Annotated in this window: 14 protein-coding genes; 7 read left to right on the forward strand and 7 right to left on the reverse strand. The window is 51.3% G+C overall.

Annotation, left to right across the window (positions count from 1 at the left end):
• Positions 1-34: 34 nt before the first annotated feature.
• From M3194_RS01360 to M3194_RS01370, 3 genes are read right to left on the reverse strand one after another with little or no spacing between them, the layout of a single operon-like run.
• Entirely contained in the window at positions 35-1,066 is a 1,032-nt protein-coding gene (locus M3194_RS01360) for a GT-D fold domain-containing protein (RefSeq protein WP_251651228.1), read from the reverse strand.
• Entirely contained in the window at positions 1,044-1,811 is a 768-nt protein-coding gene (locus M3194_RS01365) for a glycosyltransferase family 2 protein (RefSeq protein ID WP_251651229.1), read from the reverse strand. The genes M3194_RS01360 and M3194_RS01365 overlap by 23 nt, the downstream gene beginning before the upstream one ends.
• Positions 1,780-2,931, reverse strand: a complete 1,152-nt coding sequence (locus M3194_RS01370) for a glycosyltransferase family 2 protein (RefSeq protein ID WP_251651230.1) — start codon at positions 2,929-2,931, stop codon at positions 1,780-1,782. Before M3194_RS01370 ends, M3194_RS01365 begins: the two co-directional genes overlap by 32 nt.
• Positions 2,932-3,168: 237 nt before the next feature.
• On the opposite strand from M3194_RS01370, the gene M3194_RS01375 reads away from it, so the two are divergent.
• Genes M3194_RS01375 through M3194_RS01385 form a run of 3 tightly spaced genes read left to right on the forward strand, consistent with a single transcriptional unit; the run spans position 3,169 to position 6,155 of the window.
• Entirely contained in the window at positions 3,169-3,852 is a 684-nt protein-coding gene (locus M3194_RS01375; RefSeq protein ID WP_251651231.1) for a class I SAM-dependent methyltransferase, read from the forward strand.
• A 5-nt stretch (positions 3,853-3,857) separates the two neighbouring features.
• Positions 3,858-4,952 carry a glycosyltransferase family 61 protein gene (locus M3194_RS01380; RefSeq protein ID WP_251651232.1) on the forward strand — a complete coding sequence of 365 codons (1,095 nt, stop codon included), beginning with the start codon at positions 3,858-3,860 and terminating at the stop codon, positions 4,950-4,952.
• A 30-nt stretch (positions 4,953-4,982) separates the two neighbouring features.
• Entirely contained in the window at positions 4,983-6,155 is a 1,173-nt protein-coding gene (locus tag M3194_RS01385) for a glycosyltransferase family 4 protein (protein WP_251651233.1), read from the forward strand.
• Here the strand turns inward: M3194_RS01385 and M3194_RS01390 are convergent.
• A complete protein-coding gene (locus tag M3194_RS01390) occupies positions 6,152-8,074 on the reverse strand; it encodes a DUF4214 domain-containing protein (protein ID WP_251651234.1) in 1,923 nt (640 codons plus the stop codon). The genes M3194_RS01385 and M3194_RS01390 overlap by 4 nt on opposite strands.
• 188 nt (positions 8,075-8,262) lie before the next feature.
• On the opposite strand from M3194_RS01390, the gene M3194_RS01395 reads away from it, so the two are divergent.
• Both M3194_RS01395 and M3194_RS01400 read left to right on the forward strand, forming a co-directional pair.
• Positions 8,263-8,910 (forward strand): acetyltransferase, encoded by a 648-nt coding sequence (locus M3194_RS01395; RefSeq protein ID WP_251651235.1) that lies wholly within the window; start codon positions 8,263-8,265, stop codon positions 8,908-8,910.
• A gap of 32 nt (positions 8,911-8,942) precedes the next feature.
• Positions 8,943-10,061 carry a DegT/DnrJ/EryC1/StrS family aminotransferase gene (locus tag M3194_RS01400; RefSeq protein ID WP_251651236.1) on the forward strand — a complete coding sequence of 373 codons (1,119 nt, stop codon included), beginning with the start codon at positions 8,943-8,945 and terminating at the stop codon, positions 10,059-10,061.
• Between the two features lie 79 nt (positions 10,062-10,140).
• On the opposite strand, the gene M3194_RS01405 is transcribed toward M3194_RS01400, so the two are convergent.
• Both M3194_RS01405 and gmd read right to left on the reverse strand, forming a co-directional pair.
• On the reverse strand, positions 10,141-11,115 hold the full coding sequence (locus M3194_RS01405) for an ABC transporter substrate-binding protein (RefSeq protein WP_251651237.1): 975 nt from the start codon (positions 11,113-11,115) through the stop codon (positions 10,141-10,143).
• 137 nt (positions 11,116-11,252) lie between these two features.
• A complete protein-coding gene (gene gmd, locus M3194_RS01410; protein WP_251651238.1) occupies positions 11,253-12,368 on the reverse strand; it encodes a GDP-mannose 4,6-dehydratase in 1,116 nt (371 codons plus the stop codon).
• Positions 12,369-12,747: 379 nt separating this feature from the next.
• On the opposite strand from gmd, the gene M3194_RS01415 reads away from it, so the two are divergent.
• Positions 12,748-14,316: an FMN-binding glutamate synthase family protein gene (locus M3194_RS01415; RefSeq protein ID WP_251651239.1), complete on the forward strand. Its 1,569-nt coding sequence runs from the start codon at positions 12,748-12,750 to the stop codon at positions 14,314-14,316.
• A gap of 25 nt (positions 14,317-14,341) precedes the next feature.
• Here M3194_RS01415 and M3194_RS01420 read toward each other — a convergent pair whose 3' ends face one another.
• Positions 14,342-14,896, reverse strand: coding sequence for a GNAT family N-acetyltransferase (locus M3194_RS01420; RefSeq protein WP_251651240.1), 555 nt, complete (start codon positions 14,894-14,896; stop codon positions 14,342-14,344).
• A gap of 202 nt (positions 14,897-15,098) precedes the next feature.
• Between M3194_RS01420 and kduI the strand changes: the two genes are divergently transcribed.
• A complete protein-coding gene (gene kduI / locus M3194_RS01425) occupies positions 15,099-15,932 on the forward strand; it encodes a 5-dehydro-4-deoxy-D-glucuronate isomerase (RefSeq protein WP_251651241.1) in 834 nt (277 codons plus the stop codon).
• The last annotated feature ends 1 nt before the right edge of the window (position 15,933 follow it).

Consider the following 15,933-nt stretch of genomic DNA (forward strand, 5'->3'; position numbering starts at 1 on the left):
CGTCATTCGCGAAAAGGCTGTTCCTCTACATAGCTCACTGTATTGTTGCCTCTCCCTTGACGATGGCATTGGCAAGGTGGCCGAAATCAATCGCCACCTTCCCTGTAATCCGGGCCAGCTCTTCAGTGATCAATACAGCGCCGATTCCTGCAGAGACAAGAGCAATATCAAAGTCATAATGTTTGGCAAGCTGAACCACTCTGGCCGCATCGCGGGCGCCATTCACCGGAGCAATGATGCCAGCAATTAGAATGCCATGCTGGGCAAGAACGGCAGACAGCGGCTCTGCCATATTCCCAATAATGAGAACCCGCCTGTTCTGAAGAATAGATAGGAGACATCCCGCTTGACATAGGCTGTAATTAATAAGAGAATCGGTCCATTGCCTTTCCTTAAACGATATGCCGTACGCTTGGAAGACCGGTGCAACAAGCAGCTGATAATTCGGCATTCTGGTTCTTGGAAGTCCTACTATATCCGCTCTCGTAATAGCCTCTGCCAGCCGGTTGCGAATGTCCAGATCCGGCACCTTCACTCCGGCATATTCCAGGAACTTGCCTTCCCGGCGCACCGCATCAACCGGCATGACAACCTCTTGTGCTAAAGTAAGCAGCTCCCCATCCCCTAGTCGCACGATGGATAATGGCTTTCGTTCATTCATGGCTAGCAGAATGGCGTCTCGTACCTGCTCCGCTATCAGAAGCGGAACAGCTTGCTCCCGGTACATGCTTACCCCCGTAGCAATGACTTGCTTGAGAGAGATGTCCGGAAAAATAAGATTCGGAGGAAGCAGCTGATCGATGATCTCTTCGCCGCCTGCGTATTTACCCTCTTGATACCCTTTTTCGTAAGCCGCCTGATAGCTTGCTTGATAACTCGCTTCTGCAGCCTGGCCCCCATCGGCTTCCTTATCAACCGCCGCTTCGGTTGGAGTTGCTTGATGCTCCATCTTCGGCAGGCGTGATTGGGGTACGGCTTTCCTGGAATGGCGTTTTCTGATGAAGGGGCTCTTGCGTTTCCGCTGCCTCTTCCCGTTTTGTCTCTTACGAGGCGCCCGAATGCTCATGACGTTCCCCCTTGATATCCTCATCTGATAACTCAAGGGGATCAATCCCCCACTTATCCATAAACAGCTGTCTGTTTCTTTCCAGCAGCTGCCTTATGTCATCCTCGGCATAGCTGCCGAAGGAAGCACTGCCATGATGATAGACGAAAGCATCCTTAGCGATGACCACCCGGTATCCTGCAAGGTAGGCGCGGTAGCAATAATCATCGTCCTCGAAATGCCCTGGCGAGAACTGTTCGTCCAGCAGTCCAACCTTCTTCATAAAGGTACGGGAGAACAGCATGCAAAAGCCGATAATGCGGTTCACCTTCTCTTGCTTTCCATCCTGCTCCGCACTTAATTGAGCAGCAAACTCCTCGTAACGGGCCGTCATCGCTACCTGCTGTCTGCCGCTGGCATAATTGGTCAGCGGGCCAACGATCCCTATAGAAGCATCCCTATCGTAAGTCCGCTGCATTCTGCTCAGCCATTCTGCCGTTACAAGAACATCGTTATTCAGGAGAACCAGCCACTCTCCTCTAGCCAGCCTAAGCCCCCAATTGCAGGCAGCAGGAAACCCTGTATTAGCCGGAAGCGAGATCGTGATGATTCGCTGCTGTTTCAAAAAATCCAGCGTGCCGTCGGTTGATCCGTTATCTACAACAATCAGCTCGTATAATTCCTTGGTATGCCTGCGAATTGAACTAATCGTCTCTCTTAGCAATGGAAGGGCATTATAGGTAGGGATGATTATGCTTGTTAGCACCTGTCACACGATCCCTTCTTGAATCAATATATTTCAGACGCGGGCTAATCTCATCCATCGCCCATCCCAGCGCTTCCAGATGATCCCCCATAATGAGCTTCGAGATCGGATTGCTCATGCCCACATTATCCTTCCGGTGCCTGTTTCTCTTAAACACATTGACGCTTCCGCCAAATCCGACGCGCAATCCTCTTTGCAGGGCTATCGCCTGCGCTTTTGGAGGAACCGCCAGATTGGCAGAACCGATTATTTCAATCGCTTTGCGGGTCAACGCATGAGGAATGGCCGTCATGGAATTGACGGACAGATCATCCCGATTATTCGAACGGTTCAGGAAATACTTCATAATCGTCACTTCATCCCAGTCAGTGAACATCCCCACATGACGGGATAGATCGTTAAGCACTACATCCACGCCTCTGCTGGCCGCCAGCACAAAGGGAACCAGCTGTTCAGCGGAGATCGGAATATCCGCATCCAGGAACAATACGATATCGGAATTCGTTATTTTTGCTCCGATAGCTCTTCCCACATCATGCCCTAATGCTTCGTTATAGTGGAGAACAACCGCTTTGCCGCTTGTTCTGGCCATCATCAGGCTGGAGTCCGTAGAACCGTTAACAACCACAATGATTTCATGCAAAGGCAAACGTTCGAGCTCGCGAATGGTAGACATAATGGACTGCTCTTCGTTCATCGCCATCACAACGGCTGCAACCTTCTTATGGGTTGGAAGTAGTACCCAGTTGGGAGTGCTCTCGCCCCGGCGGACAGAGAAATAGCCTTCTAGAAAAGCCTTCATGGCTGCCTGCTGTTTGCCCGCGGCTGTTGTTTTCCTTATCAATCCGCTATTCCGGAGCCACTGTTCCTGTACATGCTGCTGCGCGTCGGCCCCTTCCGCCAGCGGATCGTCCTGCGCTGCCTTTCTGCCTAGCCGCCAAGCCATCTCGGACGGAAGTCCTGACGACTTATTGTCACTAGCTGCGAGTCCGCGGCCGCCTTTATTCCGAACCAGCCGGGACTTGTTAGCGTTGCCCGAATGATGAAGTCGCCTCCTCTGCCTGGTTGATGCAGGTTTGGAAGAAGTGGCGATTTTTCTTTTTCTGGCGAGGCTTCTCATACTCTTACACCTCGTTATCCTTATAATGACTTACTATGTTTATGGCTAATAGAATCCTCTTAGCGTCTGCCTCTGACATTGTATGTACGGACAATAGGACCGTAACGGCTTATGTACGGCAACCTTCTTCATAAATGTGTATTTCGAATTGCGCGTTTGTCCCTGACCTCTTATAGCAACCGAACATAAAATATTTCAATTCTTGTGCTTCTATAACGATAGATGGGGAGTTGACATATGGATTGGAAGTTTTATAGGCCAGAGTTTGCGGCGGACCATGCACCGGAGATGCCGGCAGGAATGATGACGGAAGGGGCTTGGTCCGGGCACCGCCGTTTCGCTTATGACCTTGTTCGTTTCGCCGAACCGAAAGTCATGGTAGAGCTGGGCACTTTATACGGAACTTCATTCTTCAGCTTCTGCCAGGCTATAAAGGACGCCGGTCTGTCTACAGCATGCTACGCCGTTGATACTTGGCAGGGCGATCCGCATACCGGCATGTATGGTCAGATTAATGACGGCATTTATAAAGCTGTTCACTCGTTCAAGAGCAGAGAGTTTCCGCAGACCGGCACCATGGTGCGCGCAACCTTCGACGAAGCGCTGCCTTTATTCCCTAGCCAGTCCATTGATATTCTTCATATTGATGGCTATCACGCCTTTGAAGCGGTGCTTCACGATTATACGAGCTGGCTGCCGAAGCTGGCGCCAAACGGGATCGTGCTCTTCCATGACACTTCCGTTAAAATCATGAACTTTGGCGTTCACATTCTGTGGGATCAGCTTAGCGCCATCTACCCCCACATGCGGTTTCATCATTCAAACGGATTAGGGGTGCTCTTCCCAAAAGGAGTGCCGGATAAATTCCAGGATGTTCTTGCCCAGCAGCATAAGCTCATTCTCCGCTATTCCAGGAGGTAACCGCCATGAAGCACACTATACCAAAAGACATCTATAAGAAGACGAAGGAATGGGTGAAGACCCTTCCTGCTAGCGAAGCCGATGACCGCTACCAGGTTATTTATCCGGCCGAGACGATCCAATTGCCCGCTCCGTTAAGCGTGGATCCCCACCGCTGGGTATCGACCTGCTCGTATGACGAAGCATTTGTCGTAAGCATTCCGGAAGGAAGGCTTATGACGAGTCACATGTACGTAATTACGCCGGATAACAAGAGGCTTGCCGATCTGGAACTATACGACGCCAGGTATGAAGCAATGAACCTTGATGAACCCGACTATTATCCCGGCACCGTAGCCCCCTTATTTTGGGGCTGGAATATTACTAATCCCTACAGTCACGGTACGCATACCGTATTTGGACATTGGTTCTTTGACCTTATGCCGCGGATTCATTTGCTGGAGAAGAGCGGGATTCCCATCGATAAATTTGTGCTCCCGAAGCTGACTCTTGCCTTTCAATTTGAATCCTTAAAGCTGCTTGGCGTACCGCTTGACAAAGTCATTCAAGTCGACAAACCTGATTTTCATCTGAAAGCGAAGAAGCTGGTTGTTTCTGCCGTACCGCTCGTGATCGGCAAATGTCCGCCTTGGGCTTCGCATTATATAACAGACCAGATGAAGAACAAGCGGAAGATCCGTAAACGGAAAGGTTACGAGAGGATTTATATCACGCGCGAGGATGCATTAGCCCGCCACGTCGCAAATGAAGCCGAAGTGCTTCAATACCTTCAAACAAAAGGATTTAAGAAGATCGTGCTGACTCCGATGTCAACCGAGGAGAAAATTGATGTCTTTGCATCTGCAAGAATCATAGTAGCCCCGTTCGGGAGCGGCAGCATCAATGTTGCCTTTTGCGAGCCGGGAGCATCGTTGATTGAGCTGGCTCCGGTATCTTTTGTCGACAATTACTTTTGGAAGCTATGCTGTCACGCCGGCCTCGATTATTACGAGATGTTATGTCAAGTAGAACCCAAAGCACATGTCGGTGCGGACAATATTATTGTTGATATTGGGAAGCTGGATCATTATTTGCGGTTGAATGGCATCGTAAATGCCTGATCGGATTCTAACAACACAGGAGGATAATGCATGAATATCCTGATTTGGTCTAACCAGTTCTCTATCGGCGGAGGAATGCGTCTGCTGTATAACCTGACTGCCGCTATTGCCCGACAGCCGGGAGTAGAGCGGGTCAGATTAGTCGTTGCACCAAACTCGCAGCTGCGAAATTATGTGGAGCTTCAGAAAACCGGGAATATTGAAATCTGCTATAATACCTTTCCCATTAACCATCCGCAGAGCAGTCACTTGCTTGCCAATATGAACGTGGTCTATTTCTTCTGGCCGCATACGGAGCAGTTCCAGGCCATCGACCGCCCTACCGTCTGCACCTTCCATGACACCACCATCTTTGATTTCGTGCCGCCTTTTATGAAAGGCGATGAATTATCGTTTCACTGGCGGTTGTCCAAGAAATGGATTGATCATACTTCCTCCGTCGTCGTCTCTTCCCAGCATGTCAAGAACCGGCTGATTGCCCATTTCGGCAACCGGTCCGAGCAGGCTTATGTCATTCCGCATGCGATCACGCCTATTGCCAATGTGTATAACCGCAAAGTATCGCCTGAGCTTGGAGCCCGTATTCCATCCGATTATATTATCTATCCTTCCAACACTTCCCCTCACAAGAACCACAACAATTTGCTGATGGGTCTTGCCAAGTCCAAGTACAAAAGAAAATACCCGTTAGTCTTAACCGGGTATTTGACCGATAAAATGCGCATTCCGTTTCCTGACAGCACCTCGGAGGTTAACTGGATTCCAACGCTGGTCTCCACCATGAAACGGACCGGACTATTCCTGGACCGTCAAGTATATCCGCTTGGCTTCGTCAGCGATAACGACATTCCGGCCTTGATCAAGAATGCCAAAGCACTCATCATGCCGAGCTTATCGGAAGGCGGCGGAAGTTATCCGGTAGAAGAAGCGCTGCGTCTCGGAACTCCGGTTCTCTGCTCGGACATTCCGGTTATGCGGGAGCATCTGTCGAGACACAGCGCCAAGATTGCCTGGTTTGACCCGCATAACCCGGATTCTATCGCTAAAGCATTGGATGATTTATTTGATAACTACGACAGCTATAAACTGTCCGCCCTGCACGGTGTCCATGATCCTACCCAAACCTGGGATGATATTGCCAAACAATATATTGAAGTATTCCGGATTACCTTCTGGCGCTATTACGGCAAAATTCTTTACTAGGAGCCGTTCATTCTTCCGATGATAGTCGCGTAATCCAGAGCAACGTCGGCCCAGCTCCTCTGCAGAAGACCGCTTGAAGCGGCCTTCTGCGCAGGTACGACCGACTTCCCTTGCACGTACAAGGTGCCAATTGAACCGGCCATTTCCACCGGATTGTAAGGATCGAAGGTAGCAAAGCTGCTCATATCCGGAATGACCTCCTGGACGATGGACAGACGCCCGAAGGAAACGGGGGTATCCATCAGCAAGGCTTCCACAATCGGGAATGGACAGCTGCCCTCAAATAAGGTAGGCACAACTACGCCTGCTGCGTATTTGTACAGCGACGGCAAATCGTTGGACGGGATGCGGCCCATAAAGATAATAGAGCCTCTAATAGAAGGGTCTGCGATCGCATTCAGCGCCTCCGTTATTTCCTGCTGCCTTGGCCGGTTAACCAGATCATCCGTAAATACCAGCTTCAAGCCGGATGCTCTGCCGAGCTCGGTGAGCCGGAAACGGTGGAAGGCATCCACCAGACGCTCATGGTTTTTATGAAGGCGGATAACGGACGGGAACGTTATATACGGCCCATATAAGTTATATTTGCTCCGGAACTCCATTTCCGTCTTGCTGCCAAAGGAAGAATATTCTTCATGAGGCGCAGCAAACCGGACGACCTCCGTCTGATGTACCGGGAGGTTAAGGAATGTGAGCCCTTCGTGATTGCGGATATATTCGGAGTCAAACACAACAATAGCCGCGTTTCTCGTAATTTTTTCGGCCAAGGAATGAATGTACTGATAATGATCCATATCCTTGGCGTACAAATCCGGGAAATGCATATAGACCAAATCATGAAGACAAACGATATACGGCCGGTGCAGATACTGAGCCAGCCCCATGCCGACGTACGGAACGATCCATACATCCGCGGGTACTGTCCGGTTAATGGTATTCATGCTGTCGGAGTGGTAAATTTGCAGGCGCGTCGGATAAATGGCTTTGAGCGTTGCGAATATCGATTCCGTCTCCCGGAAATTGGCTTCCGTTGTAGCGACATGCAGCGTAAATCCGTTGGCCAGACCTAGCAGCCCTTCGGACAAACGAACGATAAACCGCCCAATTCCTTCTCCGTCCATCGATATTTGGGAACCGAAGCAAAGGAAGATGCCAATATTCCCGTTTCCTGCGGATCTGGCGCCGGCAGCGGCTCTGACGTGCGGAGCAGGCGGATTGGGGGGACGCAGCAAGCTTTGCGCTTCTTCCGATATGAACAGACGCGCAATCAGCCCTTGCCTCGATACGCCGTAATTGATCGCCATCACATCATTGTTCACGTTTGCTTCATCCGGTTCGCGGCCCAGCAATTGAGCATAGATGCCATGGATAAAATCCAGGGTATGCGCCGGGTACAAGGATTGCAGGACAAAGGCAGCCGTGTTCCGGTCGCCGGAAGGCTTCCTGGTGATGACCTGCTCTGCCTCGCTGCTTTGCAGAATCGATGCAATTGCGGCGGCTCTGCTCATCCCGCCTGTTAGGAGCTTGCCTTTATAATCGTAGAAACCGGCGGGATCGGGCTCTCGCTGCAAAATTTGCCGGTACATCTCCCAAATAAAATCTTCATTATCCAGCTTGTAGATGAAATGAAGCCAATCCATGATCCGGCTTCCTTCCGCCAGACTTCCCCTGACTCTTGTGTTGTTCGCTCTTAAACGCGCGACATCTTCAACGGGTATTGAAGGGGCATCCGGTACGGCTAACGCTGGAGCCGACGAATCCCGTTTCTTCTTTCGTCTGCCTGCCCGTTTGCCGCGCAGCCGTCTCTTGCCTTTTCGTCTGGACAGCTTCTTCGGCTTGCCGTTCCTCCGTCTTCTGCTTCGTGTTGTTCGGCTTCGTGAGCTGCGTTTGACCGACTTGCGTTTCTTCTTTCGCTTCATCTGCCTGGCCTCCCATCACTCTTCATCTGTAGATAGAGTATTGTCACGGTCTGAAAAAGCAACGGCTGACGCCCTAGCCCTCTGGGGATTTCAACCATATTTGCTGAATTAGACGCCTGTCTAGCCGGATTTGAAGCATTTTATTGCATCTTGAATATGATGGGATATGCGAAAAGGAGTCGATTGTTTTGTTTCATCATGCCTTGCCGAACAAAACCGTAATCATTGGGGCCGGCGGTCACGCCAAAGTGATTGCGGATATCCTGCTTCACGATCCGCATGTTGAGCTTGTTGGTTGTATCGGTCATGATCCAAAAGCCACCGTCCTTGGTCTGCCGGTTCTTGGCGGTGATGAGCTTCTTCCGGAGCTGCTTGGGCAAGGCGTCCGCCATGCCTTCGTCGCCATTGGCAACAATGCCCGGCGGCACAAGCTTGCAAAGCATGCGGAAGCGCTGGGGTTCGAGCTTGTTAATGCCATTAGTCCGCGTGCGTATTTGGCGACCGGCGTCACGCTTGGCACCGGCATTGCGGTTATGCCGGGCAGCGTCATACAGCCGGATACCCGAATCGGCTCATATAGCATCATTAATACAGGAGCTACCGTTGACCATGACGGCAACATCGGCATTGCCTGCCATATTGCGCCAGGCTGCCATTTGTCCGGGAACGTTACGGTTGGCGACGAGTCCTTCCTTGGCACCGGCGTATCGGTCATTGACGGCATGCAGATTGGAGAAGGCTGCATGATTGGGGCAGGAGCAACCGTCATCCGGCCTATTCCTTCCTATTCGCTTGCCGTTGGTGTTCCAGCCATTGTTAAACGGACATTATCTTGAGAAATAAGGGAACTCGGAGGGAGGCATAACTCATGGACAACAAGTTTTATCCGGTTGCCGTTCCCGTATTTAACGGAAATGAAAAGAAATACGTCATGGACTGTATCGACTCTACCTGGATCTCTTCCGCCGGAAAGTATATTAACGCGTTCGAGGATAATTTCGCCGCCTATTGCGGCACCAAATATGCCATCTCCTGCAGCAATGGCACCACAGCCCTTCATCTGGCGCTGCTCGCCTTTGGCGTAGGACCAGGAGATGAGGTTATCGTTCCAACTGTTACCTTTATCGCTACCGCAAACGCGGTGGTCTACTGCGGCGCTACTCCCGTCTTTATCGATTGCGAGCCGGAGACCTGGAACCTTGATTATGAAAAGCTCGAAAGTCTTATCACGCCGCGCACGAAAGGCATTATCCCGGTGCATCTCTACGGCCACCCGGCCGATATGGACGCCGTCACGAGCATTGCGAGGAAGCATGGCTTATTCGTTCTGGAGGATGCGGCAGAAGCGCTTGGCGCCGAGTATAAAGGCAAACGGACCGGCTCGCTTGGCGATATCGCAACCTTCAGTCTCTTCGGCAACAAGATCATTACAACCGGCGAAGGCGGCATGATCACAACCAATGACGAGCAGCTTGCAAACAAGATGCGCACGCTCCGAGGCCAAGGCATCGATCCCGTCCGCAAATACTGGTTCCCGGTTATCGGATACAACTACCGTCTGACCAATCTGCAGGCAGCCGTCGGCTGTGCCCAGCTGGAGAATGTGGATTGGCATATTGGCGAACGGAAGAGAGTTGCCGCACTCTATCATGCGAACCTGAAGGATGAGCCATCCATCACCTTGCCCGTCGAGAAGTCATGGGCGAAGAACGTTTACTGGATGTTCAGCGTCGTTCTGAACGATGCCGACGAAGAACATCGAAATACGATTATGGCGCAGCTTAAGGACGACGGCATTGAGACACGGCCATTCTTTTACCCGATGCACGTTCTGCCTCCTTACCTCGGCATGCAGCCGCATGAGGAGTTCCCAGTCGCCAACCGGATCACGGCACAAGGCTTTAACGTCCCTACTTACGGCGGACTAACCGAGCAGGATATTCAGCATATTTGTGACCGGATTAAAGCGCGCGTTCGCGGCGTATAACGTATATATGAATGTGAAAAGCCCCTCTCATTATCCTTTAGGACAAAGAGATGGGCTTTTCGAATTTTTCTATATTAAATTAAGGTTTCATAATCCCAACGATTTCGTCCAGCAAGCGGTCTAGCGTCATTGGATCATCGTAGTTGAATTTGCTGTCCAGCGTGTAGACATGATTTTCTTTTACGGCCGGAATCGACTTCCAGAGACCACTTCCCGTCAATGTCGCTTGTCTTGCGGACGTTTCGTCGCTGCTGTCCGTCAGCAGGAATACATAGGAGCCCATATAATCAGGCAGCACTTCATCCGAAACATCGATAAATCTTTCGTTGCCGCTGATCAATTTGTCCACGCCTTTAGCCGGTGTAAAGCCTAGGTGGCCAAACAGGGTCGTATTAAGACCTTTATTGCCCATAATGTACATATCCGGTCCTAATAGAAGAAGGGAGGTTGCCGTATCCCCTTCCTTAATGTTCAGCTTGGCCTTAGTCGCCTCCACTTTCTCATCGTACTTTGCGAACCATTCGTCATACTCTTTCGTTTTGCCCAGCAGGTCCGCGATATGGCTCACGCGTTCTTTGGTCTGAAAAGTACCGTCAAGACCCACAACAACTGTCGGAGCAATCTTGCTCAGCGCGGCAAGTCCTTCCTCATCCCAGTCGTCAAAAATAATCAGGTCCGGCTGCAGCTCCAGTACCTTCTCGGAGGAATACGGGTAACCAACGTCCGCGATCCCCTCGATTAAATCCGGGTAAGCAATTTGGCTTGCGATTACGCTAAGCGTAGCGCCAGCCGGCTTAACGCCTAGTGCCAGCAGATCTCCGGGATTGCTGCCGACATAGACGATTTTTTGCGGATTGGTCGGAACCTCGACTTCATTGCCTTTATAGTCCTTGTAGATTTTAGTTGTGCTTGCGGTGCTTGTCTCTTCATTAACGGCTGTGCTGCTTGGAGCAGGCGCGGCACTTGAAGTGCTCTCGTTAGCCGGCGAATTAGCGTTGCCGCAAGCGGCAACAAATAAGGTTAAGAACAGAATACTGGATAACAGCTTTTTCATAAATAAACTCCCTCGCCATCTGATCTCTTTTTCTAATAATGATAATCATTATCACACACCAGATTATAGTGAGTTTTTACTCATTCGGCAAGAGGGAAAATAAAAAAGCTGCCTCTGCGAGACAGCTCTCTTGACCTTTATTCCCTATCCAGGCTTACATCGTAGCCCAGCTTGCGCATGTCGACTACCTTGCGCGCTTCCTCCAGATCGCCTGCCACCATCTCGCCGACGAGATCCTTCAAGCTGCTAACCGGCTGCCAGCCCAGCTTGGTCCGCGCTTTTGTCGAATCCCCGATCAGCAGCTCAACCTCGGATGGCCGGTAGAACCGAGGATCTACCTTCACCACCGTAGTCCCTTCCGGAAGCTGATAAGCCGGATTGCCGCATGATACCACATAGCCGTACTCCTCTGCGCCTTCCCCGTCGAAAGCGATCTCGATCCCCGCTTCCGCAAAAGCGAGCCGGACAAACTCCCTGACCTCCGTCGTCTCGCCTGTGGCAATCACATAATCCTCTGCCGTATCCTGCTGAAGAATCCGGTACATCGCATCGACGTAGTCGCGGGCATGGCCCCAGTCGCGCTTCGCCGACAGGTTGCCAAGCGCCAGCACATCCTGCAGTCCGTAAGCAATCCGCGCAACGGCCCGGGTTATTTTCCGAGTGACGAAGGTTTCTCCGCGTACCGGACTTTCATGGTTAAACAATATTCCGTTACAAGCATACATGTTATATGCTTCCCTGTAGTTCACCGTAATCCAATAGCCGTACAGCTTCGCTGCCGCGTAAGGACTGCGGGGGTAAAACGGCGTTGTCTCGCTCTGCGGCACCGCCTGCACCAGTCCGTATAGCTCAGAGGTAGAAGCCTGATAAATTCTGGTCTTCTCCGTTAACCCCAATATCCGGATGGCTTCTAGCAGCCGCAACGTTCCGATGCCGTCCGCATTAGCCGTATATTCGGGCGAATCGAAGCTGACGTGGACATGGCTCATCGCAGCCAAGTTATAAATTTCGTCCGGCCGAATGAGCTGGACCAATCGAACCAAGTTGGTGGAATCCGTCAAATCTCCGTAATGAAGCACCAGCTTCTGCCCCGTTTTATTCGCCTCGTCGGCAATCCGGTCGATCCGTCCGGTATTGGCGAGCGAGCTCCGGCGTCTAAGCCCATGTACAGTGTACCCTTTGGCGAGCAGCAGCTCTGCCAGATACATCCCATCCTGCCCGGTAATCCCTGTAATGAAGGCGACCTTATTCATGGTTCCCTCCGTCATCGTCATATTGAGCAGGTCGGTCTCCTGCTATCTTCCATATGGTATGACAGGACAAACTGTCTCGGCATCGGACAAAGAACCATTTTCAGCCAAAATGAAAGATGGCACTTAAGATAAGTACTATCGCCAGAACTACATACAAAATGAGGGATATCAGCAATGTTGTCCGTCTGTTCATCGTGCACCGTCCCCTTTAACATCGATATACGCTTACAGTATATGCGGGCGGGACATTAGCTGAGATTGTACGGCGGTTATTTTTTGTACGTGCAGCATTTGCACGCGAAAAAGCATTGCTTCCTCCCACTGTGATATAATGGAAACCTATGACGTCATTTTCTCCAACCGGGAGGGTTTACTGCTAATGCTGCTTTCCATTCTGCTTATTCTGGTCGCCATAATCGTGCTGCCACCGGTTATCTTCTTCAGCTACATGTACGCACTGTCGAAGAAACCGAAACATTCCATTATCCGTTCGCATCCGTTTCTCGGCTGGCTCCGCTATTTGCTTGAGAAGCTGGGTCCCGAGTTCCGCCAATACTGGTTTGACAATGATACGGAAGGCAGACCGTTCTCGCGGGCGGATTTTGTCGGCGTCGTCTATGCGGCCAAATACCGGACGGATCTGATCTCCTTCGGCGGCCGCCGGGACTACGAAAAGCCCGGATTTTATTTGTCCAACGCCATGTTTCCGAAATTAACGAGCGAGCTCAAGGTCGACAACCAGACGATGCTGCCCGGCAAGAAGTATGTGATTACCGATGAAGGAGTCTTCACTCGGCAGGAGAAGTTTATTTCCGAACAAGTCAGACCATGGCTCCTTCATGACGATGACGCTCTTATCGTAGGGGACAAGCGTGAACAGCCCTGGGTGCTGAAAGGATTATTTGGCGCTTCGGCTACCTCCTTTGGCGCGGTTGGCGAGAACTACATCCAGTCCACGGGCAGCGGCGCCAATATGGCGGGCGGCTCCTGGATTAACACGGGAGAAGGCGGCGTTGCCGACGTTCATCTGTCTACCGGCGTGGATGTCGTATCCCAGATTGGTCCCGGTCTATACGGCTTCCGGGATGATGCGGGCAAATTCTCCATCGAAGCGTTCAAACGCAAAGCCAGCCACTCCAACATTAAAGCCTTTGAATTGAAATTCCATCAAGGGGCGAAGATTCGCGGCGGGCATCTGGAAGGCTCCAAGGTCAACGAGAAGGTAGCTGCGGCACGGCTTGTAGCCGTTGGCAAAACCGTCAATTCCCCGAACCGCTTCGAGTTTCTGACGCTGCCGGAGGAAGCGCTGGAATTCATCCGAACGCTCCAGCAGGAAGGCGGCAAGCCGATCGGAGTCAAAATTGTCGTAGGCGATCCGAAGCGGCTTGAGCCCTTCTTCCAGGCGATGATCGACATGGACGTCTACCCTGACTTCATCACGGTAGACGGCTCCGAAGGCGGCTCAGGCGCCACCTTCAAAGCGATGGCGGACGGCATGGGGCTGCCGTTGTTCGCCGGCCTTCTCATCCTCGATGACACGGCGCGCAAATTTGGCGTTCGCGACAGGTTCAAGATTTTCGCCTCCGGCAAGCTTATTACCCCGGATAAAGTCGCTATTGCTCTGGCGCTTGGCGCCGATGCCGTTAACTCGGCCCGCGGTTTCATGATGGCAAACGGCTGCATCATGGCGCTGCAATGTCACACCGGCAAATGCCCGGCAGGCGTTACAACGACCGACGACAAGTACCAGGAAGCGCTCGCTCCGGAAGAAAAGCAGTGGCGCGTCATGAACTACATTCTCCAGATGCGCGAAGGTCTCTTCTCCCTTGCCGCGGCATGCGGCCTGAACAGCCCGCGCGAATTCCGCCGGGAGCATGTCGTGTTTATGACCGACAACGGTCATACTGACCGTGTGGTTGATCTATATCCGTATCCGGAAACGGTATGAGGCAGACAGAACAAAACCCGCTGATTCAGCGGGTTTTCTCTATTTTATAATACAGAAGATTCTCTTCTTCAAGCTTAACCTTCTTCTTCAAGGAAAACCCGCTCTTCTCGATTACTCGCATGGAGGCCGCATTCCGTATATGGGCTAGCGCAACCAAACTGTCAATTCTCGTATGCTGAAACAAGTACGCAATCATTCCTTTCACTGCTTGTGTGGTATAGCCTTTATTCCGGTACTGATTAGATATGGCATACATAATCTCCCGCTCCGGTACCGGCAGTTCATCTTTGTATCCCGTACAGCACCAGCCAATAAACTCCCCGCTAGACTTCTCGATAATTCCGAGTCTCAACCTCAGGTCGCCAACATCTCCGCCTTCAGCTGCAGCCTTGATGAACCTTTGGTTTTCCTCCAGCTCATAGTGGACAAACCACTCTTCGCGCTGCTCGCGGGATACGTTCCAACCTGGAAGAAACTCATAAATCTCCGGCTGCCAAGTGAGCGCATGCAAGCTTTCCAAGTCCTCTATCGCATATTCCCGCAGATATATCGCTTCACAATCAATGTTAATCTGGCTCATATGATCTCCCCCTTGCCATAAACGGCTCTACTTTCACTATATCAAGCCGTCAAAGCCTTTACTTTACCGCGTTTCATTAAATATAAACTTTCCCGTTCGAATTAAGTCTTGCAAATCCACATAACCCATCTTAAAATGAACTTATACGAACTTAAATAAACTTATTCAAACAAATCAATCGAACAATGGAGGTTATTTAATCATGGAAATCCGTTACGCTTCGCATCCGCAAGAGGTAAAAGCTTTCGACACAACGCGTCTTCGCCAAGAATTCCTGCTCGAAACCCTTTTCGTTCAAGACCAGCTGACTCTGACATACTCCCACGTTGACCGCTTTATCATTGGCGGCGCCGTACCTGTCAGCCAAGCGGTTAAGCTTGAAGCAGATACAAAAACAATGGGCGCGGCTACCTTCCTCGAGCGCCGCGAGATCGGCATTATTAACGTTGGCGGCCGCGGTACGGTTACGGTTGACGGTACGGCTTACGATATGGAAAACAAAGATTGCCTCTATATCGGCCTTGGCGCTGCTGAAGTGGTGTTTACAAGCTCTGATGCTGCGAATCCCGCAAAGTTCTACCTGAATTCGACGCCGGCTCACAAAAACTACCCGACGGTTAAAGCCTCGATCAGCGAAGCTTCCCCGAACCATCTGGGTGCTCTTAATACAAACAATGAGCGTACCATTTACCGCTACATCCATACCGGCGGCATTCAAAGCTGTCAGCTGGTCATGGGTCTTACCATGCTGAAGCCGGGCAGCAACTGGAACACGATGCCTTGTCATACGCATAATCGCCGCTCCGAGGTTTACCTGTACTTCGATATGCAAGCAGACGGCAACGTCTTCCACTTCATGGGCGAGCCGCAGGAAACCCGCCATCTTGTTGTTCGCAACGAGCAAGCCATCCTGTCGCCTAGCTGGTCAATCCACAGCGGTGTTGGCACCAGCGCATATACGTTCATCTGGGGCATGGCCGGCGAGAACCAAATCTTTGAAGATATGGACGCTGTAGCGCCTCAAGATTTGAAATAAC

The sequence above is a fragment of the Paenibacillus glycanilyticus genome (genome assembly GCF_023715145.1).
Lineage (GTDB): Bacteria > Bacillota > Bacilli > Paenibacillales > Paenibacillaceae > Pristimantibacillus > Pristimantibacillus glycanilyticus_A.